Origin of the sequence: Paraburkholderia piptadeniae (genome assembly GCF_900007165.1) — a bacterium.
Lineage (GTDB): Bacteria > Pseudomonadota > Gammaproteobacteria > Burkholderiales > Burkholderiaceae > Paraburkholderia > Paraburkholderia piptadeniae.
Genome location: NZ_CYGY02000023.1, coordinates 40,133 through 67,016, shown reverse-complemented (window position 1 = coordinate 67,016; position 26,884 = coordinate 40,133). Strand labels below are relative to the sequence as shown.

The window sequence follows — 26,884 nt, the reverse complement described above, 5'->3', positions numbered from 1 at the left end:
GCGGGGTTCTGGGTGCCTGTCATGTCCGTGTCACCGGGCGGCGTCGGCTGCGTCAGACGCGCTCGCTTCTCGCTTCGAGTGCGCGTCGTACGCCTCGACGATGCGCGCGACGAGGGGATGCCGCACCACGTCGGCGCTCGTGAAGCGCGTGAGCGCGATGCCGCGCACGTTCGCGAGCACCTGCTGCGCTTCGATCAGCCCGCTCTTGTGGCCGCGCGGCAAGTCGACCTGCGTCGTATCGCCCGTGACGACCGCCTTCGAGCCGAAGCCGATACGCGTGAGGAACATCTTCATTTGCTCGGGCGTCGTGTTCTGCGCCTCGTCGAGAATGATGAACGCGTGATTGAGCGTGCGGCCGCGCATGTACGCGAGCGGCGCGATTTCGATCATCTGGCGCTCGAACATCTTCGCGGTCTTGTCGAAGCCGAGCAGATCGTAGAGCGCGTCATAGAGCGGACGCAGATACGGGTCGACTTTCTGCGCGAGATCGCCGGGCAGGAAGCCGAGCCGCTCGCCCGCTTCGACGGCGGGACGCGTCAGCACGATGCGCTTGACCTGATCGCGCTCGAGCGAATCGACGGCGCATGCGACGGCAAGGTACGTCTTGCCCGTCCCCGCCGGGCCGACGCCGAGCGTCACGTCGTGCGAGACGATCTGCTTCAGATACTCGCGCTGCGCTGGCGTGCGGCCGCGCAGGTCGGCGCGCCGCGTGTACAGCTTCGGGCCGAGTTCTTCAACTTCGACGTCGCCTTCATGCGTCGGTTCGTCGAACGGATGATCGGGGTCGCCGCGAAAACGCGGATCGAGTTCTTCCGTGTCGCCGTTGCCGCCGTTCGGGCGTCCGTTGTTACCGGGATGGCGCGCTTCGACGAGCGCGAGTTGGATGTCGTCGACGGAGAGCGGATCGCGCGCGCTGTTGTAGAAGTTTTCGAGCGCATTGAGCGCGACTTTCGCGCCGCGCCCGCGAATGCTGATGCGGTGTCCGCGGCGTTGCAGCGTGACGTCGAGTGCCTGTTCGATCTGCCTCAGGTTCTCGTCGAGGGGGCCGCAGAGGTTGGCGAGCCGCGCGTTATCGTCGCGCGGCGCAGTGAATTCCAGTTGCTGAGTGGGCTTCAAGGCTGATATTCGATCCTGTCGGTGCGCTACGGGCTTAGTGAGTGGCGGACGCCGTGTCGTGAACCATCACGAGTTCGCCGCGCAGCGAGTGCGGGTACGCATGCACGATCTTCACGTCGATCATCTGGCCGATCAGGCGCGCATGCGATTCCACCGGCGCGGGGAAATTCACGACGCGGTTGTTCTCGGTGCGGCCCGCGAGCTCGTTCGGGTCCTTGCGCGCCGGGCGCTCGACCAGAATGCGCTCGACCTTGCCGACCATCGCCTCGCTGATGCGCTGCACGTTTTCTTCGATGGTCGCCTGCAGGTACTGCAAGCGACGTAGCTTCACTTCGCGCGGCGTGTCGTCGTGCAGGTTCGCGGCGGGCGTGCCGGGACGCGGGCTGTAGATGAACGAGAAGCTCGTGTCGTAGCTCATCTCGTGCACGAGTTGCATCATCTTGTCGAAGTCTTCTTCCGTCTCGCCGGGGAAGCCGACGATCATGTCCGTCGACAGCGACAGGTCCGGGCGGATCGCGCGAAGCCGGCGAATCACCGACTTGTATTCGAGCACGGTGTAGCCGCGCTTCATCGCCATCAGGATGCGGTCGGAGCCGTGCTGCACGGGCAGATGCAGATGGTTTACGAGCTTCGGCACCTTCGCGTACGTGTCGATCAGGCGCTGCGTGAATTCCTTCGGATGCGACGTCGTATAGCGAATTCGTTCGATGCCCGGAATGTCCGCGACGTATTCGATCAGCGTCGCGAAGTCGGCAATTTCATTCGAGCCGGGGGTCATCGCGCCACGGTATGCGTTCACGTTCTGGCCGAGCAGCGTCACTTCGCGCACGCCCTGATCGGCGAGGCCGGCTATTTCCGTCAGCACGTCGTCGAGCGGCCGCGACACCTCCTCGCCGCGCGTGTACGGCACGACGCAATAGCTGCAGTACTTGCTGCAGCCTTCCATGATCGACACGAACGCGCTCGGGCCTTCGACGCGCGCAGGCGGCAGGTGATCGAACTTCTCGATTTCGGGGAACGTGATGTCGACTTGCGGACGGCCGCTCGCGCGGCGCTGGTCGATCATCTGCGGCAGGCGGTGCAAGGTTTGCGGACCGAACACGAGGTCGACGTACGGCGCGCGGGAGACGATCGACGCGCCTTCCTGGCTCGCGACGCAGCCGCCGACGCCGATCAGCAGATTCGGGTTCGCTTCTTTCAGTTCGCGTACGCGGCCGAGATCGGAGAACACTTTCTCCTGCGCCTTTTCGCGCACCGAGCATGTGTTGAACAGAATGACGTCGGCGTCTTCGGGATTGTCGGTCTTGACGAGGCCTTCAGACGCGCCGAGTACGTCGACCATCTTGTCGGAGTCGTACTCGTTCATCTGGCAGCCAAAGGTCTTTACATAAACTTTCTTGGTCATCGAGTGTTCGCCGGTCGCAGTGGTTAACCTGGGGGCGTCAATAAAAGGTGAAGAGACAAAACGCGCGCGGCGCCGGGGGCGCGAGAATCGGGGCCTGGCCAGCCCAAAGCGCGTTTTTACAGCGTAGTCCAACATTATAGCCCTTTGCGGCGTGGGGCTTTGGCGGCGTGCCGGGGCGCCAGTCGCAGATCGGCATGCGGTTTTGGCTCGCTGTCCGGCGGGTGCGGCAGGCCGAATTGCGCTTCCAGTTCGCCCGTCACCGTTGCGAAACGGTCGGCGAGAAAATCGAGCAGCACGCGCACGCGCGGCGCCATGAAGCGGTTGCGGTGATACAGCGCGTGCAGCGGCGCATCGGGATAGCGCCAGTCGGGCAGCAGCACGCGCAGGCCGTCGCTTTTCAGGTCCGCTTCGACGTCCCACATCGACTTGATCACGATGCCGTAGCCGCGCAGCGCCCATTCGCGGGCGACGGCGCCGTCGTTGGTTTCGCGCGCCGATTCGAGCGGAACCGTGTAGGTGACGGTCTCGGCGCCGCGCGTGAAGCGCCATTCGTTGACGGGCCCCGAAGCCGTGCCGAGCACGATGCAGTCGAAGCGCGCCAGATCGAGCGGATCTTTCGGCTCGCCGCGTCGCGCGATGTATTCCGGCGACGCGCACAGCACGCGCGGATTCGGCGCGAGCCGGCGCGCGACGAGCGAGCTGTCCTGCGGCACGCCGAAGCGGATCGCGAGATCGATATCTTCCTGCACCAGATTCGACAGCGAGTCGGATAGCGTCAGCGCGAACGTGACGTCCGGGTAAAGCACGTTGAATTCGTCGAGCCAGTGCATCAGCAGATTGCGGCCGAAATCGGACGTCGCGGAAATGCGCACCTTGCCGCGCACGGCGTTCTGGCCCTCCTGCAATGCCGCTTTGGCGTCGTCGAGCGCGCGCAGCGCCTGCTGACAGCAGTTCAGATAGAGGCGGCCTTCGTCGGTGAGACGCAGTTGCCGCGTCGTGCGCTCGAACAGGCGCGCCTTCAGTCCGCCTTCGAGCTTCGCGAGGCGCGCGCTGGCGGCGGCAGGCGTCAAGCCGAGCTTGCGGCCCGCCGCCGACAGGCTGCCTAGCTGCGCCGCTTCGACGAAGAGGCGGATATCGCCCAGATTGTCGATCATTATTCCGAGCCGTTTGAAAATCCTTCAAATGCTACGCCAATTATCAAAAGCGCGACGTGCGCGGACAATTCGACGCTGAAAACGCGAAATCCGCGTTTACCCGGAGTCCGCACCATGCATCTCGACCACGCGACGAGCGTCACCTCTGATCTCGACGCCACCCGGCAATTCTTTGTCGATGTCGTCGGGTTGACGGAAGGGGCGCGGCCGCCGTTCGGCGTCGGCGGCCACTGGCTGTACGCGGGTGGCCGCCCCGTGATCCATCTCGTCGATTCGAATCTGCCGCATCACCCAGGCCGCGCGAGTCCGCGCATCGACCACATCGCGTTCCGTCTGGACGGCGGCGACGAGTGGCAGGCGCTGCTCGCGCGGCTGGAGGCGGCGGGCGTCGCGTATCGGACCGCCGATGTGCCGCTCTCGGGTGAAGTGCAACTGTTCGTCGCGCTGGCGCCCGCCGTCGTCATGGAATTCGTGACGGCAGCGCGCAATGTCCGGCGCGCGTCCTTCTGAATCGTCGTCTGGAGTCTCACATGCCTATCCCCTTGCTTGCGCTTGCGATCAGCGCATTCGCCATCGGCACGACGGAGTTCGTCATCATGGGCTTGCTGCCCGAAGTGGCGAAGGATCTGTCCGTGTCGCTTCCGTCCGCCGGTCTGCTCGTCAGCGGCTATGCGCTCGGCGTGGCCGTCGGCGCGCCGCTGCTCGCCGTCGTCACCAGCAAGATGCCGCGCAAGCTCGCACTGCAACTGCTGATGGGCGTGTTCATCGTCGGCAACGTGCTGTGCGCGATCGCGTCCGACTATTCGGTGCTGATGATCGCGCGCGTCGTGACGTCGTTCGCGCACGGCTCGTTCTTCGGCATCGGCGCGGTGGTGGCCGCGTCGCTCGTGCCGCAGGAAAAGCGTGCGAGCGCGATCGCGCTGATGTTCACGGGTCTCACGCTCGCGAACGTGCTCGGCGTGCCGTTCGGCACCTTCATCGGCCAGCAGTTCGGCTGGCGAGTCGCGTTCTGGATCGTCGCCGCGTTTGGCGTGCTGTCGTTTCTCGGCGTGACTGCGCTCGTGCCGAACCGGCATGACACGGGGCCGGCGGGGCTAGGTCACGAAGTGCGCGTGCTGAAAGAGCCGCAAGTGTGGCTCGCGCTGGCGATGACAGTGCTCGGCTTTGGCGGCGTGTTCGTCGTGTTCACGTACATCACGCCGATCCTCGAGCAGGTGAGCGGCTTCACGCCGCACGGCGTCACACTGATTCTCGTGCTGTTCGGCGTCGGCCTGACGGTCGGCAACATGATCGGCGGCAAGCTCGCGGACCGCTCGCTGATGCCGTCGCTGATGGGCATTCTGATTGCGCTCGCCGTCGTGATGGCCATGTTCGCGCATACGAGCCACTCGCGGATCGCGGCGGCCGCCACCGTGTTCGTCTGGGGCATCGCGGCGTTTGCGACGGTGCCGCCGCTGCAGATGCGCGTCGTCGAGAAGGCGAAGGCTGCGCCGAATCTCGCGTCGACGCTCAACATCGGCGCGTTCAATGTCGGCAACGCGGGCGGCGCGTGGCTCGGCGGGCTCGCGATCGGGCATGGCTATGGGCTCGATGCGCTGCCGTATGTGGCGGCCATCGTCGCGCTCGTGGCGCTCGCGGTGACGTCGATCGCCGCGCGGATGGATGCGCCTGCTCCTGTCGTTGCACGTGAAGTGCGCGAGCGGGCTTGAGCCGCACATTGAGAATCGATGCGCGGCCATGATCGTGGCTGCGCTTGTCGGGCGGCAAGCCTGGGCGCACTCGACGAGCACACATCTCGCGACGTGCCGCGACGCGCCGCAAGCCATAAAAACGCGCCGGCCGCCGACAGCGACACTTGCTGTTCGCATCGCACGTCAGCGCATAAGCGTCCTCTGCGATCGTGATAACAGTGTGAAGATAACTTCGTTGGGCGCGTGAAAGCCGGGTGCTAGGCTTGCCTCCATTCATGCTTGCTCCGCTTTGCCGCGGGGTGTCAGGAGGCAACGATGCAATCACCGCTTGCGCTCGTGCGCGACCGCGCATCCGAAGGTTCCAATGGTTCCGGCAATCACCACGGTCAAGACGATGCGCCGCACGCACATGACGAAGCGCGTGCGTCGGAGTTCGATGCGCTCGAACATCGCGTCGGCGTGAATCTCGCGCGGCTGCGCGCGGAGCGTCAGTTGTCGCTCGATGCGTTGGCCCGCGCGTCGGGCGTTTCGCGCGCGATGCTCGCGCAGATCGAATCGGCGCGCAGCGTGCCGTCCATCAAGGTGCTGTGCAAGGTCGCGGCGGCATTGAAGGTGTCGGTGGCGGCGTTCCTGCGCCAGCATGCCGTGAACGGCTTCGAGCACTTGCCCGCTGACAGCACCGCGCGCGTGGTCACATCGGATGGCCGCTTCTGGACGCGTGCGCTGTATCCCGACGCCGAGCCGTCGACGGCCGAGTTCCACGAGCTGCGCATCGCGCCGCTGCACACCGAGCCGGGCACGCGCCGCGCGCCGGGGACGACGGTGAATCTCGTCGTCAGCGTGGGGACGATCGAGGTCAGCGTGCACGAGCGCCGCCAGTTGCTCGCGACGGGCGATTCGATCGTCTTCGATGCCGATCAGCCGCACAGCCTGCGCAATCCCGGCGACACGGAAGCGCGCGCGTTTCGCGTGACGGTGAACGCGGAGACGCCGCCGCGCTGGGAGGTCGCAAAAGAATCTGCGAAGGTCGTCACGGAAGAAGCGCCCGCGCGCGCTCATTCCGAGGCGTGAACCATGCGGTACGCGCGCGCTGCACAAGGCGCGCGGTTGTTGTATGCTCTGCGAGCCGGATCGTTCCGGCAATCAGTACGTCTTCAGGGCGGGGCGAAATTCCCCACCGGCGGTATGCAGGCGGCGCACATCGTGCGAGAGTCTGCGAGCCCGCGAGCGCCTGCATTGTTGTTTTTGTCGCAGGGTCAGCAGATCTGGTGAGAGGCCAGAGCCGACGGTTAGAGTCCGGATGGAAGAAGATGTGCAGATAGTCATCTGACTGTTCCTGCCTGCCGTGCTGCTCGTCATCGCGAGCGGCGCGGGTGTGTCGTCCGTTGCTGGATAGACGCGCGCTCGCGGCCCGCAGGGCGCGTTTGTCTGTTTGCAATGCCCTGAAACGTTTTTCGCCCACACTCTTGCGAGGAGCGTTTCACATGTCCGTTGTATCCCGGTCTGCTGCATCTGTCTGGCCCGCTTCGCCGATCGTCGCTGACGACGCGACGGCCGATCTCCCTCTGCTCGCCACCGAACCCGTTTCGCCGCGCATTGCCGCTGCGCTCGCCGCGCTGCGCCAGGGCCGCGCCGTCGTGCTTCAGGACGACCATGACCGCGAGAACGAAGCCGATCTGATCATTTCCGCCGAGCGGATGAGCGTCGAGATGATGGCGCTCTTCATCCGCGAATGCAGCGGCATCGTCTGCCTGTGTCTCGCCGACGACAAGGTGCGCGCGCTCGATCTGCCGCCTATGACGGTTCACAACGAAAGCCGCAACACGACGGCCTTCACGGTATCAATCGAGGCGCGCGAGGGCGTATCGACGGGCGTGTCGGCGGCGGACCGCATCACGACGATCCGTGCGGCGATCGCCGATCACGCGAAGCCTTCGGACATCGTGCGTCCGGGCCACGTGTATCCGCTGCGCGCGATGCCGGGCGGCGTGCTGGCGCGCCGCGGCCACACGGAAGGGACAGTCGATCTGGTGACGCTCGCTGGACTGAAGCCCGCAGGCGTGCTGTGCGAACTGATGAACGCCGACGGCACGATGATGCGCGGCGCGGACGTCGAACGGTTCGCGGCAAATCACAATATGCCGATGCTGACGATCGCGGAGCTGGTCGAGTTCCGTCAGGCGCTGGCGGCGGCGCGTGAGTTGTGCGTCGACGAAGCGTGAAGCGGTAAGCGTTCAGTCGAAATGAAAAGGCCCGCGTGACGATACGCGGGCCTTTTGTTCGAAGCGAGCGCGGTATTCGATCGCGCGTGACGGCGCCTTACCGGACGCTACGACTGCACGTCGCCAAACTCTCCGCGCACGCCTGCGTCGATCAGCGCGGGCAGTTCGTCCATGTGCTGCATGATCCGCGTGATGCCCATATTGCGCAGCACATCCGCGTAACCGTCGGGAATATGGCTCGCGCCGACGAACGCAATCGTCTTCATGCCCGCCGCGCGCGCCGCATTCAGGCCCGCGACGCTATCTTCGACGACGATGCAGCGCGACGGATCGACGCCAAGCTGCTGCGCGGCGAACAGATACACATCGGGGTAAGGCTTCGGGCGTGCGACCTGCTCGGCGCTGAACACGCGCGGCCCGAAAATCTCGGCGAGCCCGGCGCGGCGCACCGATGCGCTGACGCGCGCCATATGGCTATTCGACACGACGGCGGCGGGCAGCGTCACGCGCTGCAACGCATCGCGCACGCCGCTGATCGCGGAGAGCGACGAAGCAAACTCCACCTCGACGTTCGTCTCGACGGTTTGGAGAAAGTCGGCGGGCAGCACGATGTCGAAGGCCGCTTCGACGCTTTTCAGAAAGCGCGAGGTCTGCTGGCCGAAAGCCGTCTTGCAGATCTCGTGAAAATCGAGCGTCGGAAACGTCGAGGAGAGCGTGTCGTGCATCACGCGGTCGGCGATGACTTCGCTGTCGACGAGCACGCCGTCGCAGTCGCAAATGAGATGTTCGATCATGCGGAAAAACTGAAGGGAAGCGCGGCCCGCAAGCGTCGGCGTGCCGATGAAACGACAGGCCGGGTGGCGGGCTGAAAGCGACATGATACGTGCTTCGCAGCCCCACGCGTCAAGCGGGCGCGCGGGCTGACGCAAGCACGCGTGCGGGTGCGGAACCAGCGGCGCCGCATCAGGGTGCATCGGCCCATGCCTTGGCGGCGCGGACCGCGCGCTGCCAGCCGGCGAGACAGGCTTTCGCTTCGTCGGCGGGCATCGACGGCGAGAAGCGGTGTTCGAGCTTCCACTGGCTTTGCAGTTCGGCGATGTCCTTCCAGTAGCCCGTTGCGAGGCCGGCGAGATACGCGGCGCCGAGCGCCGTCGTTTCGCTGACCTGCGGACGCACGGTATCGACGCCGAGAATATCGGCCTGGAACTGCATCAGTAGATTGTTCGCGCACGCGCCGCCATCGACGCGCAGTTCGTCGATGTGTATGCCCGAATCCGCCTCCATCGCCTTCAGCACGTCGACCGATTGATACGCGATCGAATCGAGCGCTGCGCGCGCGATATGTGCGGACGTGGTGCCGCGCGTGACGCCGAACAGCGTGCCGCGAGCGCGAGCGTTCCAGTGCGGCGCGCCGAGACCCGCGAACGCGGGCACGAGATACACGCCGTCGCAGTGCGGCACGCCGCGCGCGAGCGCTTCGACCTCCGACGCGCTGCGGATGACGCCAAGCCCGTCGCGCAACCATTGCACGACGGCGCCCGCGATGAAGATGCTGCCTTCTAGCGCATAGTTGACCTGATCGCCGATCTGCCAGGCGATCGTCGTCACGAGATTGTTCTTCGATTCGATCGGCTTCGTGCCCGTGTTCATCACGAGAAAGCAGCCGGTGCCGTAGGTGTTCTTCACCATCCCCGAGCGCGTGCACATCTGGCCGAAGAGGGCGGCGTGCTGATCGCCGGCGATGCCCGCCAGCGGAATCGTCGACGCGAACACGGTCGTCTTCGTCGGCCCGTACACCTCGGACGACGGACGCACTTCGGGCAGCATGCTGCGCGGAATGTCGAACGCGTCGAGCAGTTCGTCGTCCCATTGCAGCGTATGGATGTTGAAGAGCATCGTGCGCGATGCGTTCGTCACGTCGGTGATGTGCAGCCCGTGTTTCGTGAAATTCCACATGAGCCAGCTGTCGACCGTGCCGAACGCGAGCTTGCCTTGCTTCGCCTTTTCGCGCGCGCCTTCGACGTTGTCCAGAATCCAGCGGATCTTCGTCGCGGAGAAATACGAATCGATGGGCAGGCCCGTCTTCGCGCGCACCAAATTTTCGAGGCCTTGCGCTTTCAACTGGTCGCAGAAGTCGGCCGTGCGCCGGTCCTGCCAGACGATCGCGTTGTAGACGGGATGACCCGTTTCGCGATCCCAGACGATGGTCGTCTCACGCTGGTTCGTGATGCCGATCGCGGCGATCGACGTGCCGTTCAGCCCGGCGCGCGTGACGGCTTCGGCGGCGACGCCTGCCTGCGTCGACCAGATTTCCTGCGGATCATGCTCGACCCAGCCCGGACGCGGATAAATCTGCTGAAACTCCTTCTGCGCCACCGAGACGACATTGCCGTTGCGGTCGAACAGCATCGCGCGCGAACTGGTGGTGCCTTGGTCTAGCGCCAGGATGTACTGATCCTGCATTGTCTTCTCCATGCGTATCTTGTTGGACGGGCGCGGCTTCGCGCCCGGGTCGCGCGAACGCGACCTGCTTGCGCGGATTGTTGCATGTGACGTGGCTGTGCGCGCAAGCGTTCTCGATCGGCTACCGATCGGCTACGTTCAGGCGTGCTGCTTCGCCGGCACGCGGGCGAACCAGGCGTCAATTTCGCGCGTGACGGTATCGAGCGTGCCCGGCTCGACATGCAGACCGAGCTTCGAGCGGCGCCATAGAACGTCCTGTGCGGTCGTCGCCCATTCCGTCTCGCGCAGATAGCGCAGTTCCGCTTCATAAAGGCCCGGCGCGAACCGCTGTCCAAGATCGGCGAGCGAACGCGCGGCGCCCGTCACGCGCGCGGCACGCGTCCCGTATGCGCGCGCATAGCGGCGCGCGAGGTCGGCGGGAAGCCAGGCGTGCTGCTGCTGGAACTGCGATGCGAAGCGCTCGAAGTCGGCATCCGCGATGTCGCCGCCAGGCAGCGGTGCGCTAGCTGTCCACGATGGTCTGACATGCCCCAGCGCGCGCGTGAGTTCGTCGACGGCTTCTTCCGCGAGCTTGCGAAACGTCGTGATCTTGCCGCCGAACACCGACAGCAGCGGCGCTTCGCCCGCGGGCGCGTCGAGTTCGAGCCGGTAGTCGCGCGTGACGGCCGACGGGTTGTCCGCGTTTTCGTCCTCGAGCAGCGGGCGCACGCCCGCGTACGTCCAGCACACGTCGCGCGGCGTGATGGGCTTCCTGAAGTAGCGATTGATCGAGTCGCACAGATACTGGGTCTCTTGCGCAGTGATCGCGACTTTCGACGGATCGCCGACGTATTGGATATCGGTCGTGCCGATCAGCGTGAAGTCGCGCTCGTACGGGATCGCGAAGATGATGCGCTTGTCGGGGTTCTGGAAGATATACGCGTGGTCGTGGTCGAACAGACGTCGCGTGACGATGTGACTGCCCTTCACGAGCCGCACGCTGTAGTTCGCATCGCGGCCGCGCGACAGGGGACCGCGCAGCAGTTCGCCGACCCACGGCCCTGCCGCGTTCGCAATCGAGCGCGCGCGCACCGTGATCGTCGAGCCGTCCGCGCGCAAAAGCCGCGCATGCCATTCGCCGTTCGCGCCACTCGTTCTTTCGGCGCCGACGAGCTTCGTGCGCGTCAGGATCGTCGCGCCGTGCTCGCTCGCGTCGAGCGCGTTCAGCACGACGAGGCGCGCATCGTCGACCCAGCCGTCCGAATAGACGAAACCGCGTCTGATCGAATCGACAAGCGGCCCGCCGGCCGGATGCCGGCGCATGTCGATGCCGCGCGAGCCCGGCAGCAATTCGCGCCGCGCGAGATGATCGTACAGAAAGAGCCCGGCGCGGATCAACCATGCGGGACGCAGATCGGGCATATGCGGCATCACGAAGCGAAGCGGCCGGATGATGTGCGGCGCCGCGCGCAGCAGTGTCTCGCGTTCCTGGAGCGCTTTGCGCACGAGGCCGAATTCGCGGTACTCGAGATAGCGCAAGCCGCCGTGAATCAGCTTGGTGCTTGCCGATGACGTATGCGAGGCCAGATCGTCCTGCTCGCACAGAAGCACCGACAGGCCACGCCCCGCCGCGTCGCGCGCGATACCCGCGCCGTTGATCCCGCCGCCGACGACGAGCAGGTCGTAAATGGAGTCGTGCGTCACCCGGAGCGCCCCTGACGGAGAAAGAAAGCTGGCATGTTTGGAAATTCAAATGTTCGTTTTCGAAACTTTAATGAACGTATACGAAAAAGTAAAGTTCGACTCGACCAAGGTAGATGTGCGTTTTCGCACGCCTGGTGGCGCGAATGCCACGCCCGGACGATACTTTCGGCAAACAGCCAACTAGCGGTTTGACGAGGTGAATTTCATGCGTGGACTCTGGAAGACGGGCGCGGCGGCGCTGCCGATGGCAGTGGCGCTCACGGCATGCGTCAGCACGCCGAGCCTGAGCGGGACGTTGGGCGCGCCTTCGTTCGCGGATATTCAGGCGATGTGCGGCACGCAACGGGTCGATTATGGAAACGACGCGCAGTCCGTCTATGTGACGCTGTTCGATGCGTATGTGGCGAACAAGCGCGGCGGGCTGTCGAAAGCCGATTTCTGCGCGTTCCAGACGTCGATCGCGCAGCGCTACGCGTCACAGGGCGCAAGCAGCGATCCGCAGGCGCGCAATCAATGGGTGGAGTTTTTCAACGCGCAGCGCGTGAAGGCGCTGAGCTGGCGCGCGGCCGTCGATCCAACGCTGCGCAGCGGCTGAACGCGCAATCAGCGCGTTGAGCGTGCGTCAGATCGGACGTGCGCAACGCGAGGCGTAAAAACCCAAGGCGCAAAAACGTAAAGACGGCCAGGCGGGCAAGGCCGCGTGACCGTCCAGGCGTCCGTATGCTTGCGTGTTCATTGCGAACACGCCGACGGCCGCGGAGGTTTGACTGGCAAGTCGGTGAGGCCCGATCGTTTGCCGTCAGGAAAAGCGCTTGATAGCGCGCAGAGCAGTATCGCCAGATTCCGTGACACGCCATTGCTGCAAGCCAGACGCGAGTTTTTCGAGCTGAACGAGCTGCCGTTCGAGCAGGGCGTCGAGCTCTTCGCGTTCCATGTCGACCTGATTGGGGGCGTCCTTGACGAGCAACAACGTGGCGAATTCATGCGGACTCAGCATCGTTTCTCTCCGTGTCAAGCGTACTCGGGTTGCCTTTGCGCCAGCCGACGGCCCTCTCGGCGGGCAGAGGATCCAGCGGGGGTGATTCCCGTGGATCAGGCCTGAAGTAGTGCTTTATCGCCCCACGTCCGTGCATTCGCTGCCGTCCTAGGACGTTTAAGGACGTTGGGGAACTGGAGTGTAGTCAATCGCAGCCGGAAGTCCAAATCGGCCCCCGAAAATTTTCCCGTTGACAGCGCGGCGCCTGAGAGGCGGTCCGGGTTCGACGGCAACTCCTTGATTTCACTGGAGGTATTGCGTGCGGTGCAGCATGGCGGAAATCGGCTTGCGACTGGGCCGCGTGTATGCCCCGAAGAGGGTCATTCCGCGACGTAGACCTGCGTGCCCGCGCTGGCCAGCATGTCGGCCATTTCCGGCGGCGGCGGCGCGTCGGTGAAGAGCGAGTCGATCTGGTTCAGATGTCCCTGGCGGACGAGCGCCGGTCGGCCGAATTTCGAATGATCGGCGGCGAGAAAGACGGTGCGCGAATGCTCGATGATCGCTTCCGCGACGCGCACTTCGCGCGTGTCGAAGTCGCGCAGCGTGCCGTCCGTCTCGATGCTCGACGTGCCGATGATCGCGAAGTCCACCTTGAATTGCCGGATGAAGTCGATCGCCAGCTCGCCGACGATGCCCTTGTCCCATGGACGCACGATGCCGCCCGTCACCAGCACTTCGCAATCCGGATAGCCGCTCATCATGCTCGCGACGTTCAGGTTGTTTGTGATCACGTGCAGCCCGCGATGCCGGTTCAGCGCACGCGCGACTTCTTCCGTCGTCGTGCCGAGGTTGATGAAGAGCGAAGCCTGATCGGGAATGTGCGTGGCCACGAGGGCCGCGATGCGCCGCTTCTCGTCGTGGAACATCCGCTGCCGTGCGCTGTACGACACGTTCTCCGAACTGGTCGGCAAACTGGCGCCGCCGTGATAGCGGCGCAGCAGATTCATGTCGGCGAGCCAGTTGACGTCGCGGCGAATGGTCTGCGGTGTCACGTCGAAGTGCGAGGCCAGATCGTCGACCGTCACGAAGCCGTCACGCTGCACCCACTCGAGCAGTTCCTGTTGACGTGCATTGAGCGTGAGGCGTGGGTCTCGTGTCATGGTAATTGTGTTGAGCGCCGCACGATGAGCGGGCGAAGGTTGGCTTGGCCGTATTGTAAGACCTTCGTCGGCGCGGGCCTTGGACTTTGGATCTCTCGCACGTCGCATCGGTCTTGCCGATCGCGCCCGGCGTGCTCGAATAGTTCGAACGACAACGATTCGGAAGCCCGCATTGTGGTCGCTAACGAAGGCCTTCGCGATAACACCCGCTGCTCTGCTTACAGTCGAATACTGCAATGCGATCGCGTGTGTGAAGCCATCGCGCCTGGTCCGCAAGGCGCTGCGTCTGCACGCTGCCCGTTCTTCTTGTGCGTCGCGTTGATCGTTTGATGTATTTGCACGTTTCGACTAATGCTTGAGTGGAACTGCGCCCCTCCGGCACGGTCTGTGCTGTGTTATCTGCGAAATTGCAGAGCAACGGCTAAGATGAAAGAAAGAAGTCAAATGTTGCAAAGCACTGTAGTGGTCACGGGTGGCGGTCGAACCGGGATTCATACGGATCAGCCCGCGCACGGGGCGCTACGGCTTTCGGAGCGTACGTTTATGCACAACGAGGCTGCCCACGTGATGCCCTGGCGCATCGAAGACATCGATCTCAATCGTATCGACCGTCAACGCGCGGTCGCCAATGAAGACCTGTTGTTGTTGCTTTGCGCGGCTTCGTTCATCGAGAGCGGCACCGACCTCTACACCAGCAATCTGAGCAAGTTCTTCAACGGCGATCCGGAAGTGTCCGCGTGGCTCAACAACGAGTGGGAGCCGGAAGAGATGCAGCACGGCCGCGCACTAAAGGCTTATATCGCGCACGTGTGGCCCGAGTTCGATTGGGACACGGCCTTCCGCAACTTCTTCGAAGAGTATTCGAAGACCTGCAATGTCGAGGACTTCGAGAAGACGCGCGCGCTGGAGATGGTCGCGCGCTGCGTCGTCGAGACGGGCACGGCTACGCTGTATCGCGCGATCGGCGAATGTTCGGATGAACCCGTGCTAAAGGAAATCACCGACAACATTCGCACCGACGAAGTCCGTCACTACAAGCACTTTTTCAAGTACTTCAAGAAGTACAACAAGATCGAGGGCAATGGCCGCCTTGCGGTGCTGGGCGCGCTGATGCGCCGCGTGATGGAAATCAAGAACGAAGACTCGGAGATCGCGCTGCGTCATGTCTTCGCGATCCGCTATCCGGAGCGCGTCAACGATCCGGCGTATAACCGCGACAGGGCCGCGCGCGTGAATCGGCTCGTGCGGCACAACCTGTCGGCCGATATGTGTGTGAAGATGCTGCTCAAGCCGCTCGATCTGCCGGCGAAGATTCAGCCTGGTGTCCATTACCCGCTGGCGAAGATCACACAACACGTGTTCTTCCGCTGAATGCCGCGGGCGCGGCCGCACCTTGCTGGCCGGTTTCGACCGCTGACGAAGGACATACGACGAAGGGATGGCCCGCCACGCGCGGGCCATTCGCATTGGGCACGGCATCGGCCATGAGGCGCTCGCGTTTAAACCGCATCGGGCCCGAAGAGTCACGACGGAGGAAAGATTCATGACTGCATCCGCGGATCAAAACCGCGCACTCGATCAACAGGTATTCGACGAATGGCCTGTCGAACTGCGCGCACTCTTCGATGGTGCCGCGCTCGAATCGAAAGTGGGATTCACCGCGTCGCTGCTGACCGTCGATCCGAGCGGTGGACACGTGCGCACGTCGCTGCTCGGCATCGGCGAGTTGTATGCGCCGGATTCGCGCACGCTATGCATCGCGCTATGGCCGCAGTCGCGCGCGGCGCGAGCGATCGGACTCAACGGGCGTTCCGCGTTGACGTTCGTATTCGACGATGCGTTCTATCAGATTCAACTCCAGCTTGCGCCGATGCACGCAGACGGTGCCGGGCTTGCGTGCTTTGCGGGATCGATCGAATCGGGTGAGGCGCAGCGGGTGCGTTATGCGCGACTCACGTCCGGCATCACGTTCGAACTGGAAGAGGGGAGAGATGCGGTACTCGAGCGCTGGACGCAGCAGATCGAGTACCTGAAGAAAGCCGCCGGCGACGCGGCGGCTGGGAGATAGCGGTCAGAAGCGGGTTCGGTGCCCGCGAGGCATCGACAGAAGCGCTTTGATCGATTTGCGTTAGTTGCCGCGCTGACCGTCGCGCCGCGTATGCGGCGCATCGCTGCGCGGCTTGCCGCCGCCGAGCAGCGCACCCGGGTTCGCATTGCGCGGTTTGCGCGGCGCGTGCGGAGCATGCGCTGTGCCGTCATGCGCTGCCGCGCGCGGCTTGTCCTGATGACGAGAGCCGTCGTGACGCGCATGCGTGGGCTTTGCGTTTTGCGGCTTCGCATGCGGCTTGGCGTGCGGCTGGTGCTTCGGCTTATCGGCCGAACCCGAGCCCGAGCCCGAAGCCGAACCGCGCTGACCGTCGCGCGACCCGCCGCTGTTCGCGCCCGCCGAGCCTTCGCGCTTCGGCTGACTGCGGCCTTGACGCTGGCCCTGGCCTTGGCTTGCGCCTTGACCTTGACGCGGTGCGCGGCCACCGCCGCCTTGTCCGCGACGCTGGATCGGTTCCGGACGCGCGTTCGGATCGGGCTCGAAGCCCGCGATCACTTCTTGCGGCACGGCGCGCTTGATCAGCTTCTCGATGTCCTTCAGCAGTTGCAGTTCGTCGACGCACACCAGCGACACCGCCTCGCCCGTCGCGCCCGCGCGGCCCGTGCGGCCGATGCGATGCACGTAGTCTTCCGGCACGTTCGGCAGATCGAAGTTGACGACATGCGGCAGCTGATCGATGTCGATGCCGCGCGCGGCGATATCCGTTGCGACGAGGACCTGCAGCGTGCCGTCCTTGAACTCGGAGAGCGCGCGCGTACGCGCCGACTGGCTCTTGTTGCCGTGAATCGCGAGCGCGCTGATGCCGTCCTTCGTCAGCTGTTCGGCGAGACGGTTCGCGCCGTGCTTCGTGCGCGTGAACACTAGCACCTGGAACCAGTTGTGCTGCTTGATCAGGTGAGTGAGCAACTCGCGCTTGCGATCGCGATCGACAGGGTGAATCTTTTGCGCGACCGTTTCGGCTGTCGTATTGCGGCGCGCGACTTCGATCAGCGCGGGTGAATCGAGCAGGCTGTCGGCGAGCGCCTTGATCTCGTCGGAGAACGTCGCGGAGAACAGCAGGTTCTGCCGCTTCGTCGGCAGCTTCGCGAGCACGCGCTTGATGTCGTGGATGAAGCCCATGTCGAGCATGCGGTCCGCTTCGTCGAGCACGAGGATCTCGAGATGCGACAGGTCGATGGTCTTCTGCTGCATGTGATCGAGCAGACGGCCCGGCGTCGCGACGACGATATCGACGCCGCGCTTCAATGCGTCGATCTGCGGATTGATGCCGACGCCGCCGAACATCACGGTCGACTTGAGCTTCAGATACTTGCCGTAAGCACGCACGCTTTCTTCGACCTGTGCGGCGAGTTCGCGCGTCGGCGTGAGAATGAGCGCGCGCACGACGCGCTTGCCGCCTGGCGCGGGCGGCATCGTCAGGAGACGTTGCAGGATAGGCAGAGTGAAGCCGGCCGTCTTGCCGGTGCCCGTTTGCGCGCCGGCCATCAGGTCGCCGCCGTTGAGCACGGCGGGGATGGCTTGCAGCTGGATCGGGGTCGGAGACGTGTAGCCGAGTTCGTTTACTGCGCGGACCAGCGGTTCGGACAAGCCGAGAGAATCAAAAGACATAAAAGCTCTTTGCAATGCAATTGTGCGAATGGTGCGAACGCGGCCATCAGGCGCGCTCCCGGGCGATCGAGACGATCGCTCGCCCGACACTCACCGTTCACGGAGAAATCGGCGGCACGCGCGATGCGTGCCGAATGCTCGACGCGCTATGCAGACACGTCGACTGGCATTAAGTTGCATCCGCCGCCGCGCGTCTTACGCGACATAACGCGCGACGCTGACGAATTGACACAGACTGCCGGCAAGTACGAACAGGTGCCAGATACCGTGTCCGTGCCGGATGCGCTCGTCGTTGACGAAGAAGTAAATGCCCGCGCTATAGATGATCCCGCCGGCCACGAGCCATGCAGTGCCCGCGGCCGGCAACGCAGTGACCAGCGGGCGGATGGCGACGAGCGCAAGCCATCCCATCAGCACATAAAGCACCATCGATACGCTGCGGGTGCGTCGCCCGAGCGTCAGTTCCTGCACGATCCCGAGCGCCGCCAGGCCCCAGCTCACGCCGAACAGCGACCAGCCCCACGGACCACGCAGCGTGACCAGCGTGAACGGCGTATAGCTGCCCGCGATCAGCAGATAGATCGCGGAGTGGTCGCACTTCTGCAGGATCGCCTTCAGACGCGGACCGCTTACGCTGTGATAGAGCGTCGAGATTCCGTACAGCGCACAAAGCATCGCGCCATAGACGCTGAAGCTCACGACCTTGTACGTATCGCCGTCGAGCGCGCCCATCGTCACGAGCGTTGCGAGCCCCGCCACCGACAACACGGCGCCCACCAGGTGAGTGATGCTGTTCAGACGCTCCCCGACGTGCACGGTACTCCTCCCGCATGATGCCTGCGTCATCCGACAAACGACACTGGACATACGTTATAAGCCCGATATGTCAGATATCTGTTACGTCGAAGACAGACGGGCTTCGAAACCGCGATGCTACACGATGCTACAAAAAGCGAAGGGCGCGGCCGCGATAACCGCAGGCCGCGCCCCGATACGTCAGACGGCGCTTAGTCGAGCGGCGCCGAACGCAGATCGACCACTTGCTGCGGCGACACAGCCGTGCCGTGGTTGCCCCACGACTGGCGAATGTACGTCACAACGGCTGCCACTTCCTGATTCGACAGCGACTGGGCGAACGGCGGCATGCCATACGGCTTGGGATTGCCGTCCGTGCTCGGCGGATAGCCGCCGTTCAGCACCATGCGGATCGGGTTGACGGCCGACGGCATCTGGATCGACTGGTTGTTCGCGAGCGGCGGGAAGTTCGGCGGCTGGCCGAGACCATTCGATTCGTGACACTTCGCGCAGTTGTCCGCGTAGACCTTCTGGCCTTGCTTCAACAGCTCGCCGCCGAACTGCTCCGACGTCTCCAACTGAAGATGCTCAGGCGCTTCGCTCTTCTGCGGAATCGTCTTCAGGTACGTCGACATCGCGTGGATGTCATCGTCCGTCATGTACTGCAGGCTGTTGTGAACCACTTCGGCCATCGGACCGAACACCGCGCCGCGCGGCGACACGCCCGTCTTCAGCAGATCGGAAATGTCCTTGATGTCCCAGTCGCCGAGGCCCGCTTCCTTGTTCGACGTCAGCGACGGCGCGTACCAGTTCTGCAGCGGGATCAGACCGCCCGCAAACGCAGCCGAGTTGACGGGGCCGCCCATTGCGTTGATCGACGTGTGGCACATGCCGCAGTGGCCGAGGCCTTCGATCAGATACGCGCCGCGGTTCCATTCGACCGATTTGGTCGGGTCCGGCTTGTACTCGCCTTCACGGAAGAACAGCGTGCGCCAGCCGATCAGCAGGTTGCGGTTGTTGAACGGGAACTTGAGTTCGTGCGGACGGCTCGGCACCGATGCGGGCGGGACCGAGCGCAGATAGGCGTAGATCGCGTCCGAGTCGGCGCGCGAAACCTTCGTGTAGCTCGTGAACGGGAACGCCGGATAGAGCAGGCTGCCGTCCTTCGAGCGGCCCGTGTGCATCGCGCGATAGAAGTCGTCCTGCGACCATTTGCCGATGCCGTACTGGTCATCAGGCGTGATGTTCGGCGTGAACAGCGTGCCGAACGGCGTGGCCATCGGCAGGCCGCCGGCGAATATCTTGCCGCCGCGCACCGTGTGGCACGCGATACAGTCGCCGGCGCGAGCGAGGTACTCGCCCTTCTTGATCAGTTCAGCCTGGTCTGCCGGCGTGGCAGCCATCGCGGTGCCGTTGTGCAGGTTGTCGACACCCGACCACAGGACGGGAACGAGCGCGGCAGCCGCAACGACGACGACAGCCGAAAGCGCGAACAAAGACTTGCGTTTCATTTGTTTGTCTCTCCCGGTGCCTTATTGCGGTTCGCTGCCGCAGGCAAGCGGAGTCTTCAACGATTTGGCGGGTGCCGGCACGGGGTTCTGCGGCGCCTGCTGCGTGGACAGCCACGCGGCGACTGCGTTCACGTCTGCGTCCGTCAGACGCGTGGCGATCGTGTGCATGCAGTCAGGCTCGATTGCGTGGCGCGAACCCGAACGCCATGCGCCCAGTTGCGCGCTGATGTAGTCGGAGTGCAGTCCGACCAGGCCCGGAATAGCCGGTTCCATGCCCGTCAGGCCCTTGCCGTGGCAAGCCGCGCAAGCGGGAATCTGCTTCGATGCGTCGCCGTTCAGCACGATGTCCTTGCCGCGCGCGAGCGTTGCATCGGAGACGGTCGGCTTGGCCGGCGTCGGATACGGCGGACGCTGCTGCGAGAAGTACGTCGCGATCTGATGAAGGTAGTCGTCCGAGAGATACGTGACGAGGTAGTTCATCGGCGGATACTTCCGGCGGCCTTCGCGGAAGTTCTTCAACTGGTTGTACAGATAGTCGGCCGGCTTGCCAGCAAGACGCGGAAAGTAATCGTTATCCGTACCCTGGCCCTTCGAGCCGTGACATGCCGTGCAGCCTTGCACGCGCGATTCCATCGTGTCCGGAGCTTTGGGCTGAGTTTGCGCTTTCGCAGCGCCAGATACGCCTGCGCACCCGATTAACAACAGGGCGAGCAACGGGCGGAAAATGCGTCTTGAAGACACGCGTAACTCCATGATTATCGGGGACCTTGCCGAACTTCGAGCGGATCGGTGTGAGCAGCGTGATGGATACTTCAGACGCTGCGCGGCGACGCAGCATTCTATCATCGATGGGTAATGGTGACTATTTGCCACAGACGACCAATTTCCCACCTGATGCGCCCTCACGACACCCCTCGATGCGACAAGTTGACGCAAGCGATCGTCATCGCATAAGTACGCGCGCTTGCTCACAAAATGCTTTGCGGCCTGGCGGCAGCGCTTCCAGCTCATTTAAGATTGCGCATTTGCATCGGTGGCGGTTGCTTGCTTGCGGTGTTTCCACTCTTCGCTCGCTACGGTATTCACGCGCGGCGCTTCGTTCGCGAAGTGACGCCGCGCTACGCGATGAACGGCTCGGCATCGTTGAACTGAGTCGGCCGCGAGATATCGAAGCGTACTATTCCGACCGTCCTTGCGTCCTTGCATTTCCCAGCATTCCACTCATAACCACCTTATGACTCTTTCCCAGCCATTGCGCTCGCCACTTCGCTGGCTTGCGGCGTGCGGCGTATCGCTCGTCGTCGCGTCGAACGCCTTTGCCCATGCGACGCCGACGTCGCGCGAACCCGCGCCCGATGCCGAGGTCACAGCCCCTTCCGCAGTGACTATCCACTTCAGCGAGCCGCTCGAACCGGCGTTCAGCAAGATCGCGATCGTCGATGCGCATGGCAAGCGGGCGGCATCCACCGCTTCCGAAGTCGATGCAGCGGACAGGAAGACCATGCGTCTCTCGTTGCAGCCGCTCGCGCCGGGGCGTTACACCGTGCAATGGACGGCTGTTGCCGAAGATGGACACCGGACCAAAGGCAGCTACGCCTTCAACGTCAAATGAGAGTCGACGGATTGTGGATCGGGCAGGTCGCGATGGCCGCGCTCATGAACATCGCATTCGCGTTTGCCGTCGGTTCGGCGTTGCTCGGTGCGTGGCTCGCGAACGATGCGCAGGCGAAGATCGCGCCCGCGCGCCCCGCGTGGTTGCGTGCGCAGCGGTCGATGCAGGCTGCCGCGATCGCGCTCGTGCTGGCCGATCTCGGCTGGCTGCTCTATCAGGCGGCGGAGATGGCGGGCGTCAGCCTGCCTGAAGCATTCGGCGTCGTCCCGACCATGCTGTCGCAGACGCATGTCGGTTTCGGCTGGAGCGTCGCGTTTGGCGGCGCGCTCGTGCTGGTGCTCGTATCGTTCGCACGGCAGACCAACATGCTGCGCAATGCGCTGCTGTGGCTCGCCGTGATCGCGATTGCAGGCGGCAAGGCATCGCTCGGCCATGCGGCGGATGCGGGTCTTGGATCGGCCGCTATCGGCATGCAAACGCTGCATGTGCTCACGACTACCGTGTGGGGCGGCCTCGTGCTCGCAGCCGGGTTCTCGGTGCTGCCGGCGCTCGGCACGTCGATCGCGCGCGGCGTGATGATACGCACGGGGACGCAGTTGTCGAACGTGTCGCTTGTTGCTGTCGTGTTCGTGCTGCTCTCAGGCGTGTTCAATGCCGCGCGCGGCTCGGGCGGGTCGTTCAATGCGATCACAGGAAGCGCATGGGGACACGTGCTCACGCTCAAGCTCGTGCTCGTCGCGCTCGCGCTGGTGATGGGCGGACTCAACCGCTTTGGCGCGCTGCCGAGATTGCGCCGCACCGCCGCGACGATGGATGCGCATACTTTCTCCAACGTGCTGTATCTCGAGGCGCTTGCGATGCTCGGCGTCTTCGCGGCCGCGGCCGTGTTGTCGCACAGCGTGCCGGGGTATGTCGCGGTGGGCTGAACCCGAGCGGCTCCGACAATTGAGGCACGCGAAGCGTTTGAAGCGCGCGAAGCTTGAAGCACGCCGGATCGTCACGCACGAATGCGCCGCACGACGACGTGCGGCGCCGATGCACATCGATGAACGCATCACTCGTAGCCCAGCTTGTGCCCGACGATAGGCGCACAAAAAAGTGCGATCGCGCAGCCCGCCGCCTTGCCCTCGAGTTCCGCCGCTGCCGCATGTGAACTCGTCATGTGCATCAGCAGATCGAGGAGTTGCGGCACGCAATAAAGAAATGCTGCAGCGAGGAAACACTTTTCGACCGTCGAGATGCGCCAGCCGCGCTCGCACGCGATCGCCGCGCCGATCACGCGCAACACGCCGAACACCACCAGCGCACCGACGGCCGCCTGTTCGCGGATCAGGTAGTCGGGAAGAAATTCGCCCATTGCGTCCTCTGCTTGAACGGATGTTTGCATCACGTTCAGCAAGGAGCGGGCCATTTGTGGCGAAGTGCGGTCTCGCAGCGCGAGGAGGCTTGTCCTTCAAGGGCTTTCGCGACGGTGGCGACGCATGCGAAGGACGGCAACGCGCTTGCCCGGCCAGTTATGTAACGTTACTGAAACGCCCTATGTGGCGACCTTCGACGTAACATCCGTGACGAAACGAGCGGTTGTCAAATGACAAGCGCCATGACAAACGCCGCCCGAAGGCGGCGTCTGCTTGTTCATTTGCGATACGGCGCGAGCCTGCTTACCACTCGGCGACGCTGCCGTCTGCGTGACGCCATACCGGATTGCGCCAGCGATGGCCGATCTTCGCCATTTCGCGCACCTTGTCCTCGTTCACTTCGATGCCGAGCCCCGGACCTTGCGGGATCGACACAAAGCCTTCCTCGTACTTGAAGACTTCGGGGTTCTTGATGTAGTCGAGCAGATCGTTGCCCTGGTTGTAGTGGATGCCGAGGCTCTGTTCCTGGATGAACGCGTTGTAGCTGACGGCGTCGATCTGCAGGCATGTCGCGAGCGCGATCGGTCCGAGCGGGCAGTGCAGTGCGAGCGCGACGTCGTAGGCTTCCGCCATCGACGCGATCTTGCGGCATTCCGTGATGCCGCCCGCGTGCGATGCGTCCGGCTGGATGATGTCGACGTAACCGCCCGCGAGAATGTGCTTGAAGTCCCAGCGCGAATATAGACGCTCGCCGAGCGCGATGGGCGTGCTCGTCTGGTTGACGATGTCGCGCAGCGCCTCGACGTTCTCCGACAGCACGGGCTCTTCGATGAACATCAGCTTGAACGGATCGAGCTCCTTCGCCAGCACCTTCGCCATCGGCTTGTGAACGCGGCCGTGGAAGTCCACGCCGATGCCGACGTTCGGCCCGACGGCTTCACGCACGGCCGCGACGTTGTTGATGACGCCTTGCACCTTGTCGAACGTGTCGATGATCTGCAACTCTTCGGAGCCGTTCATCTTCACGGCCTTGAAGCCGCGCTCGACGACAGCGCGCGCGTTGTTCGCGACGTCGCTCGGACGGTCGCCGCCGATCCACGAATACACCTTGATACGGTCGCGCACCTGGCCGCCGAGCAGCGTGTGCACGGGCACGCCGTGGAATTTGCCCTTGATGTCCCACAGCGCCTGATCGACACCCGCGATCGCGCTCATCGAAATCGGGCCGCCGCGATAGAAACCCGCGCGATACATGACCTGCCAGTGGTCCTCGATGTTGCGCGGGTCCTTGCCGAGCAGATAGTCGGACAGTTCGTCGACTGCGGCCGCGACGGTGTGAGCGCGGCCTTCGACGACGGGCTCGCCCCAGCCGACGAGGCCTTCGTCCGTCTCGATCTTCACGAAGCACCAGCGCGGAGGAACGACGAACGTTTCGATTCGGGTGATCTTCATGGGTTGTCTCCTTTGCTGGCAAAGCCGGTTGCAGTTGATGAGCGCCTCGTTTCACCGATGGGTTGAGCGCGGCGCGGCAGTCGAGGAGCCACATGCTACAGCAAAATCGCTTTAAAGTAGTATTAATAGTATTATTTGGGGCGGGGTTTTATCGGGCGACACGGGGATTCGTGTTGGGTTTCGCGCGCCCGATCGCCGATAATCGCGGGCGGTCCGCGTCGCTTCATCAGGCGATGCCGCGCAACAGACCCCACCGATAATCCGCATCAGGAGAACCGACATTCAGCGAGACCTGCACGGCCGCGTCGCGTATTTGCTGGCGACGGCCATTCTGCGCGGCGACTATGCGCCGGAATCCGTCCTGCCGCGCGAAGCGGACCTGATGGAGACGTTCGGCGTGAGCCGCACGGTGCTTCGCGAAGCGCTGCGCACGTTGACTTCGAAAGGTCTGATCGAATCGAGGCCGCGCGTCGGTACGCGGGTGCGTCGGAAGACCGCGTGGAATCTGCTCGATGCGGATCTGCTCGACTGGTATTCGCGCGTCGCGCCCGCGATGGATTTCGCGCTGAAGCTGCAGGAAATGCGCGAGATGATCGAGCCTTACGCGGCCGCGCTCGCGGCGGCGTCGCATAGCGATGAATCGTTCGGCGCGCTCGAGGCCGCGCATTCGGCGATGGCCGCGGCGCGCAATGTCGACGAATGGGTGCGCGCCGACCTGCAGTTCCATCTGAGCGTGCTTGCCGCTTGCAGCAACGAATTGCTGATACCGCTCGGCACGCTGATCGAGCGCACGCTCGAAGCACAGTTGCGTCTGAATGCGAAACGCGCCGAGGTGTTCAATGCATCGCTAGGCGAGCATACGGCTGTGTTCGAAGCGATCCGCGACCGCGATGCGCCGCGCGCGCGTCACGCGATGGCATCGCTGCTCGGCGTGACGCGAGGGCGGATCGAAGGCTGACGTACTTCCGTGCGCGGCCTCAGTCCATGGCCGCGTGGGTGACGGATTCGCTGCTCGCGGCGCGCGACGACCGAATCAGCAGCACGAGAGGAATGACGAACAGCGTCGCGACGAACATCAGCTTGAAGTCGTTCAGATACGCGATCATCGCGGCCTGCTGCGTGATCGATGCATCGAGCACGGCGACGTCGACGCGTGAACCCGTCGCGAGTATCGGCTGGACGATGGGATTGAACATGTTCACGTTCGCCGCAAGGTCCGAATGCGCGACCTGCGTGTTGCGCGTGAGCAGGGTCTGCACGATCGAGATGCCGATACTGCTGCCAATGTTGCGCATCAGGCTATAGGTCGCGGTGCCGTCCGCACGCAGCGCGGGCGTGAGCGTCGAGAACGTCAGCGCGCTCAGCGGCACGAACACGAGCCCGAGGCCGAAGCCCTGGATCACGCCGGGCCACACGATATCAGATGCCGACAGCACGATCGTGTAGTGCATCATCTGCCAGAGCGCGAATGCCGATACGACGAAGCCGGTGAGCAGCATCAGGCGTGCGTCGATGTGCTTGAGCAGGCGGCCTGCAAGCAGCATCGCGAGCATCGTGCCGGCGCCGCTCGGCGCGGTGACGAGGCCTGTCGTCGCGACGGGATAGTTCATCAGGTTTTGCAGCATCGGCGGCAGCAGCGCGCGTGTCGCGTACATCACCGCGCCGATGATGAAGATGAAAAACGTGCCCGTCGCGAAGTTGCGGTCTTTCAGCAACTCGTACTTGAAGAACGAGGACTTGCCGACGGTCGCCGTGTGCGCAATGAAGAACGCGAAGCTGATCGACGCGATCAGTGCTTCGGCGACGATTTCATGCGAGCCGAACCAGTCGAGCTGCTCGCCGCGATCGAGCATCGCCTGCAGCGCACCGATCGCGAGGCCGAGCGTCGCGAAACCGAAGGCATCGAACTTCGTGTCGTGCTTCGGTTCGCGCGACGGCAGAAAAGTCAGCACGCCAAAGAGGGCGAATGCGCCGATCGGCAGATTGATGAAGAAGACCCAGCGCCAGTTGTAGCTATCGGTGAGCCAGCCGCCGAGCGTCGGGCCGAGAATCGGGCCGACCATCACGCCCATGCCCCAGACGGCCATCGCCTGGCCTTGTTTCTCGCGCGGATTGATGTCGAGCAGGATTGACTGCGACAGCGGCACGAGCGATGCGCCGAAGATGCCCTGCAAGAGGCGCGACGCAACGATCTGCGTCAGCGTCTCGGACAGCCCGCACAGCGCCGACGCGACCGTGAACCCGCCGATCGCGAACATCAGCAGGCGTTTCACGCTCAGCCGGTCAGACAGCCAGCCAGTGAGCGGCGTCGCGATCGCGGCCGCGACGATGTACGACGTGAGCACCCACGTGATCTCATCCTGCGACGCAGACAGACTGCCCTGCATGTGCGGCAGCGCGACGTTGGCGATGGTGCTGTCGAGCGTCTGCATCAGCGTCGCGAGCATGATCGCGATCGTGATCATCGGACGGTTCAGCGCGACGGCGGGCTTTGCTGCCGGCAAATCGGGGGCCATGAAGCGACAATTTTGGGATAATAAGCATGCTTATTGTATAGTCAGCTGCTTTTTA

General features: G+C 63.9%; 25 protein-coding genes and 1 riboswitch. Of the genes, 10 read left to right on the top strand and 15 right to left on the bottom strand.

Going from position 1 to position 26,884, the window contains the following annotated elements:
• Nucleotides 1-30 precede the first annotated feature (30 nt).
• The 3 genes from BN2476_RS10325 to BN2476_RS10315 all read right to left on the bottom strand — a co-directional run bounded on the left by BN2476_RS10325 (nt 31) and on the right by BN2476_RS10315 (nt 3,672).
• Nucleotides 31-1,116: a PhoH family protein gene (locus BN2476_RS10325; RefSeq protein ID WP_087734059.1), complete on the bottom strand. Its 1,086-nt coding sequence runs from the start codon at nt 1,114-1,116 to the stop codon at nt 31-33.
• Nucleotides 1,117-1,150: 34 nt separating this feature from the next.
• Nucleotides 1,151-2,521 (bottom strand): tRNA (N6-isopentenyl adenosine(37)-C2)-methylthiotransferase MiaB, encoded by a 1,371-nt coding sequence (gene miaB, locus BN2476_RS10320; RefSeq protein ID WP_087734058.1) that lies wholly within the window; start codon nt 2,519-2,521, stop codon nt 1,151-1,153.
• Nucleotides 2,522-2,655: 134 nt separating this feature from the next.
• Nucleotides 2,656-3,672, bottom strand: coding sequence for a LysR family transcriptional regulator (locus BN2476_RS10315; RefSeq protein WP_235850794.1), 1,017 nt, complete (start codon nt 3,670-3,672; stop codon nt 2,656-2,658).
• Between the two features lie 117 nt (nt 3,673-3,789).
• Here BN2476_RS10315 and BN2476_RS10310 point away from each other — a divergent pair, with 117 nt between their 5' ends.
• From BN2476_RS10310 to ribB, 4 genes are all read left to right on the top strand, one after another.
• Nucleotides 3,790-4,185, top strand: a complete 396-nt coding sequence (locus BN2476_RS10310) for a VOC family protein (protein WP_087734057.1) — start codon at nt 3,790-3,792, stop codon at nt 4,183-4,185.
• A 20-nt stretch (nt 4,186-4,205) separates the two neighbouring features.
• Complete coding sequence (locus BN2476_RS10305; protein ID WP_087734056.1) at nt 4,206-5,384, top strand: MFS transporter; 1,179 nt, start codon at nt 4,206-4,208, stop codon at nt 5,382-5,384.
• Between the two features lie 297 nt (nt 5,385-5,681).
• Entirely contained in the window at nt 5,682-6,437 is a 756-nt protein-coding gene (locus BN2476_RS10300) for a helix-turn-helix domain-containing protein (protein WP_087734055.1), read from the top strand.
• Nucleotides 6,438-6,512: 75 nt separating this feature from the next.
• Nucleotides 6,513-6,682: riboswitch (FMN riboswitch) on the top strand.
• A gap of 168 nt (nt 6,683-6,850) precedes the next feature.
• The gene (gene ribB, locus BN2476_RS10295) at nt 6,851-7,588 is read left to right on the top strand and encodes a 3,4-dihydroxy-2-butanone-4-phosphate synthase (protein WP_087734054.1); all 738 of its coding nucleotides are present in this window, start codon (nt 6,851-6,853) and stop codon (nt 7,586-7,588) included.
• A 107-nt stretch (nt 7,589-7,695) separates the two neighbouring features.
• Here the strand turns inward: ribB and BN2476_RS10290 are convergent, their stop codons facing one another.
• The 3 genes from BN2476_RS10290 to glpD all read right to left on the bottom strand — a co-directional run bounded on the left by BN2476_RS10290 (nt 7,696) and on the right by glpD (nt 11,734).
• A complete protein-coding gene (locus tag BN2476_RS10290; RefSeq protein ID WP_087734309.1) occupies nt 7,696-8,382 on the bottom strand; it encodes an HAD family hydrolase in 687 nt (228 codons plus the stop codon).
• A 169-nt stretch (nt 8,383-8,551) separates the two neighbouring features.
• Entirely contained in the window at nt 8,552-10,051 is a 1,500-nt protein-coding gene (glpK, locus tag BN2476_RS10285; RefSeq protein WP_087734308.1) for a glycerol kinase GlpK, read from the bottom strand.
• A 138-nt stretch (nt 10,052-10,189) separates the two neighbouring features.
• Nucleotides 10,190-11,734, bottom strand: a complete 1,545-nt coding sequence (glpD, locus tag BN2476_RS10280; protein ID WP_087734053.1) for a glycerol-3-phosphate dehydrogenase — start codon at nt 11,732-11,734, stop codon at nt 10,190-10,192.
• 205 nt (nt 11,735-11,939) lie between these two features.
• On the opposite strand from glpD, the gene BN2476_RS10275 reads away from it, so the two are divergent.
• Nucleotides 11,940-12,329: a hypothetical protein gene (locus BN2476_RS10275; protein WP_087734052.1), complete on the top strand. Its 390-nt coding sequence runs from the start codon at nt 11,940-11,942 to the stop codon at nt 12,327-12,329.
• Nucleotides 12,330-12,533: 204 nt separating this feature from the next.
• Here BN2476_RS10275 and BN2476_RS10270 read toward each other — a convergent pair whose 3' ends face one another.
• A complete protein-coding gene (locus BN2476_RS10270) occupies nt 12,534-12,731 on the bottom strand; it encodes a hypothetical protein (protein WP_087734051.1) in 198 nt (65 codons plus the stop codon).
• 359 nt (nt 12,732-13,090) lie between these two features.
• Complete coding sequence (locus tag BN2476_RS10265; protein ID WP_087734050.1) at nt 13,091-13,870, bottom strand: DeoR/GlpR family DNA-binding transcription regulator; 780 nt, start codon at nt 13,868-13,870, stop codon at nt 13,091-13,093.
• Nucleotides 13,871-14,413: 543 nt separating this feature from the next.
• Between BN2476_RS10265 and BN2476_RS10260 the strand changes: the two genes are divergently transcribed.
• A complete protein-coding gene (locus BN2476_RS10260) occupies nt 14,414-15,241 on the top strand; it encodes a ferritin-like domain-containing protein (RefSeq protein WP_087734049.1) in 828 nt (275 codons plus the stop codon).
• A gap of 172 nt (nt 15,242-15,413) precedes the next feature.
• Entirely contained in the window at nt 15,414-15,938 is a 525-nt protein-coding gene (locus BN2476_RS10255) for a hypothetical protein (protein WP_087734048.1), read from the top strand.
• Between the two features lie 60 nt (nt 15,939-15,998).
• Here BN2476_RS10255 and BN2476_RS10250 read toward each other — a convergent pair whose 3' ends face one another.
• The 4 genes from BN2476_RS10250 to BN2476_RS10235 form a co-directional block, all read right to left on the bottom strand.
• A complete protein-coding gene (locus tag BN2476_RS10250) occupies nt 15,999-17,585 on the bottom strand; it encodes a DEAD/DEAH box helicase (protein ID WP_087734047.1) in 1,587 nt (528 codons plus the stop codon).
• Nucleotides 17,586-17,780: 195 nt separating this feature from the next.
• A complete protein-coding gene (gene trhA / locus BN2476_RS10245) occupies nt 17,781-18,401 on the bottom strand; it encodes a PAQR family membrane homeostasis protein TrhA (RefSeq protein WP_087734046.1) in 621 nt (206 codons plus the stop codon).
• Nucleotides 18,402-18,592: 191 nt separating this feature from the next.
• Nucleotides 18,593-19,891: a c-type cytochrome gene (locus BN2476_RS10240; RefSeq protein WP_087734045.1), complete on the bottom strand. Its 1,299-nt coding sequence runs from the start codon at nt 19,889-19,891 to the stop codon at nt 18,593-18,595.
• Nucleotides 19,892-19,912: 21 nt separating this feature from the next.
• Nucleotides 19,913-20,644 carry a c-type cytochrome gene (locus tag BN2476_RS10235; protein WP_087734044.1) on the bottom strand — a complete coding sequence of 244 codons (732 nt, stop codon included), beginning with the start codon at nt 20,642-20,644 and terminating at the stop codon, nt 19,913-19,915.
• A 481-nt stretch (nt 20,645-21,125) separates the two neighbouring features.
• On the opposite strand from BN2476_RS10235, the gene copC reads away from it, so the two are divergent.
• Both copC and BN2476_RS10225 read left to right on the top strand, forming a co-directional pair.
• Nucleotides 21,126-21,503, top strand: a complete 378-nt coding sequence (gene copC / locus BN2476_RS10230; protein ID WP_087734043.1) for a copper homeostasis periplasmic binding protein CopC — start codon at nt 21,126-21,128, stop codon at nt 21,501-21,503.
• Nucleotides 21,500-22,429 (top strand): CopD family protein, encoded by a 930-nt coding sequence (locus BN2476_RS10225; RefSeq protein WP_087734042.1) that lies wholly within the window; start codon nt 21,500-21,502, stop codon nt 22,427-22,429. The genes copC and BN2476_RS10225 overlap by 4 nt, the downstream gene beginning before the upstream one ends.
• A gap of 128 nt (nt 22,430-22,557) precedes the next feature.
• On the opposite strand, the gene BN2476_RS10220 is transcribed toward BN2476_RS10225, so the two are convergent.
• Both BN2476_RS10220 and dgoD read right to left on the bottom strand, forming a co-directional pair.
• Nucleotides 22,558-22,860: a hypothetical protein gene (locus tag BN2476_RS10220; protein WP_087734041.1), complete on the bottom strand. Its 303-nt coding sequence runs from the start codon at nt 22,858-22,860 to the stop codon at nt 22,558-22,560.
• 304 nt (nt 22,861-23,164) lie between these two features.
• A complete protein-coding gene (gene dgoD / locus BN2476_RS10215; protein ID WP_087734040.1) occupies nt 23,165-24,313 on the bottom strand; it encodes a galactonate dehydratase in 1,149 nt (382 codons plus the stop codon).
• Between the two features lie 265 nt (nt 24,314-24,578).
• Here dgoD and BN2476_RS10210 point away from each other — a divergent pair, with 265 nt between their 5' ends.
• Nucleotides 24,579-25,271, top strand: coding sequence for a FadR/GntR family transcriptional regulator (locus tag BN2476_RS10210; RefSeq protein ID WP_162849239.1), 693 nt, complete (start codon nt 24,579-24,581; stop codon nt 25,269-25,271).
• A 19-nt stretch (nt 25,272-25,290) separates the two neighbouring features.
• Here BN2476_RS10210 and BN2476_RS10205 read toward each other — a convergent pair whose 3' ends face one another.
• Nucleotides 25,291-26,829 carry a DHA2 family efflux MFS transporter permease subunit gene (locus BN2476_RS10205; RefSeq protein WP_087734038.1) on the bottom strand — a complete coding sequence of 513 codons (1,539 nt, stop codon included), beginning with the start codon at nt 26,827-26,829 and terminating at the stop codon, nt 25,291-25,293.
• Nucleotides 26,830-26,884 lie beyond the last annotated feature (55 nt).

Coding starts and splice junctions, on each gene's coding strand:
- miaB (WP_087734058.1), bottom strand. CDS start 2,521: ATGACCAAGAAAGTTTATGTAAAGACCTTTGGCTGCCAGATGAACGAG.
- BN2476_RS10310 (WP_087734057.1), top strand. CDS start 3,790: ATGCATCTCGACCACGCGACGAGCGTCACCTCTGATCTCGACGCCACC.
- BN2476_RS10305 (WP_087734056.1), top strand. CDS start 4,206: ATGCCTATCCCCTTGCTTGCGCTTGCGATCAGCGCATTCGCCATCGGC.
- BN2476_RS10300 (WP_087734055.1), top strand. CDS start 5,682: ATGCAATCACCGCTTGCGCTCGTGCGCGACCGCGCATCCGAAGGTTCC.
- ribB (WP_087734054.1), top strand. CDS start 6,851: ATGTCCGTTGTATCCCGGTCTGCTGCATCTGTCTGGCCCGCTTCGCCG.
- BN2476_RS10290 (WP_087734309.1), bottom strand. CDS start 8,382: ATGATCGAACATCTCATTTGCGACTGCGACGGCGTGCTCGTCGACAGC.
- glpK (WP_087734308.1), bottom strand. CDS start 10,051: ATGCAGGATCAGTACATCCTGGCGCTAGACCAAGGCACCACCAGTTCG.
- BN2476_RS10275 (WP_087734052.1), top strand. CDS start 11,940: ATGCGTGGACTCTGGAAGACGGGCGCGGCGGCGCTGCCGATGGCAGTG.
- BN2476_RS10270 (WP_087734051.1), bottom strand. CDS start 12,731: ATGCTGAGTCCGCATGAATTCGCCACGTTGTTGCTCGTCAAGGACGCC.
- BN2476_RS10265 (WP_087734050.1), bottom strand. CDS start 13,870: ATGACACGAGACCCACGCCTCACGCTCAATGCACGTCAACAGGAACTG.
- BN2476_RS10260 (WP_087734049.1), top strand. CDS start 14,414: ATGCACAACGAGGCTGCCCACGTGATGCCCTGGCGCATCGAAGACATC.
- BN2476_RS10255 (WP_087734048.1), top strand. CDS start 15,414: ATGACTGCATCCGCGGATCAAAACCGCGCACTCGATCAACAGGTATTC.
- BN2476_RS10250 (WP_087734047.1), bottom strand. CDS start 17,585: ATGTCTTTTGATTCTCTCGGCTTGTCCGAACCGCTGGTCCGCGCAGTA.
- BN2476_RS10240 (WP_087734045.1), bottom strand. CDS start 19,891: ATGAAACGCAAGTCTTTGTTCGCGCTTTCGGCTGTCGTCGTCGTTGCG.
- BN2476_RS10235 (WP_087734044.1), bottom strand. CDS start 20,644: ATGGAGTTACGCGTGTCTTCAAGACGCATTTTCCGCCCGTTGCTCGCC.
- copC (WP_087734043.1), top strand. CDS start 21,126: ATGACTCTTTCCCAGCCATTGCGCTCGCCACTTCGCTGGCTTGCGGCG.
- BN2476_RS10225 (WP_087734042.1), top strand. CDS start 21,500: ATGAGAGTCGACGGATTGTGGATCGGGCAGGTCGCGATGGCCGCGCTC.
- BN2476_RS10220 (WP_087734041.1), bottom strand. CDS start 22,860: ATGGGCGAATTTCTTCCCGACTACCTGATCCGCGAACAGGCGGCCGTC.
- dgoD (WP_087734040.1), bottom strand. CDS start 24,313: ATGAAGATCACCCGAATCGAAACGTTCGTCGTTCCTCCGCGCTGGTGC.
- BN2476_RS10205 (WP_087734038.1), bottom strand. CDS start 26,829: ATGGCCCCCGATTTGCCGGCAGCAAAGCCCGCCGTCGCGCTGAACCGT.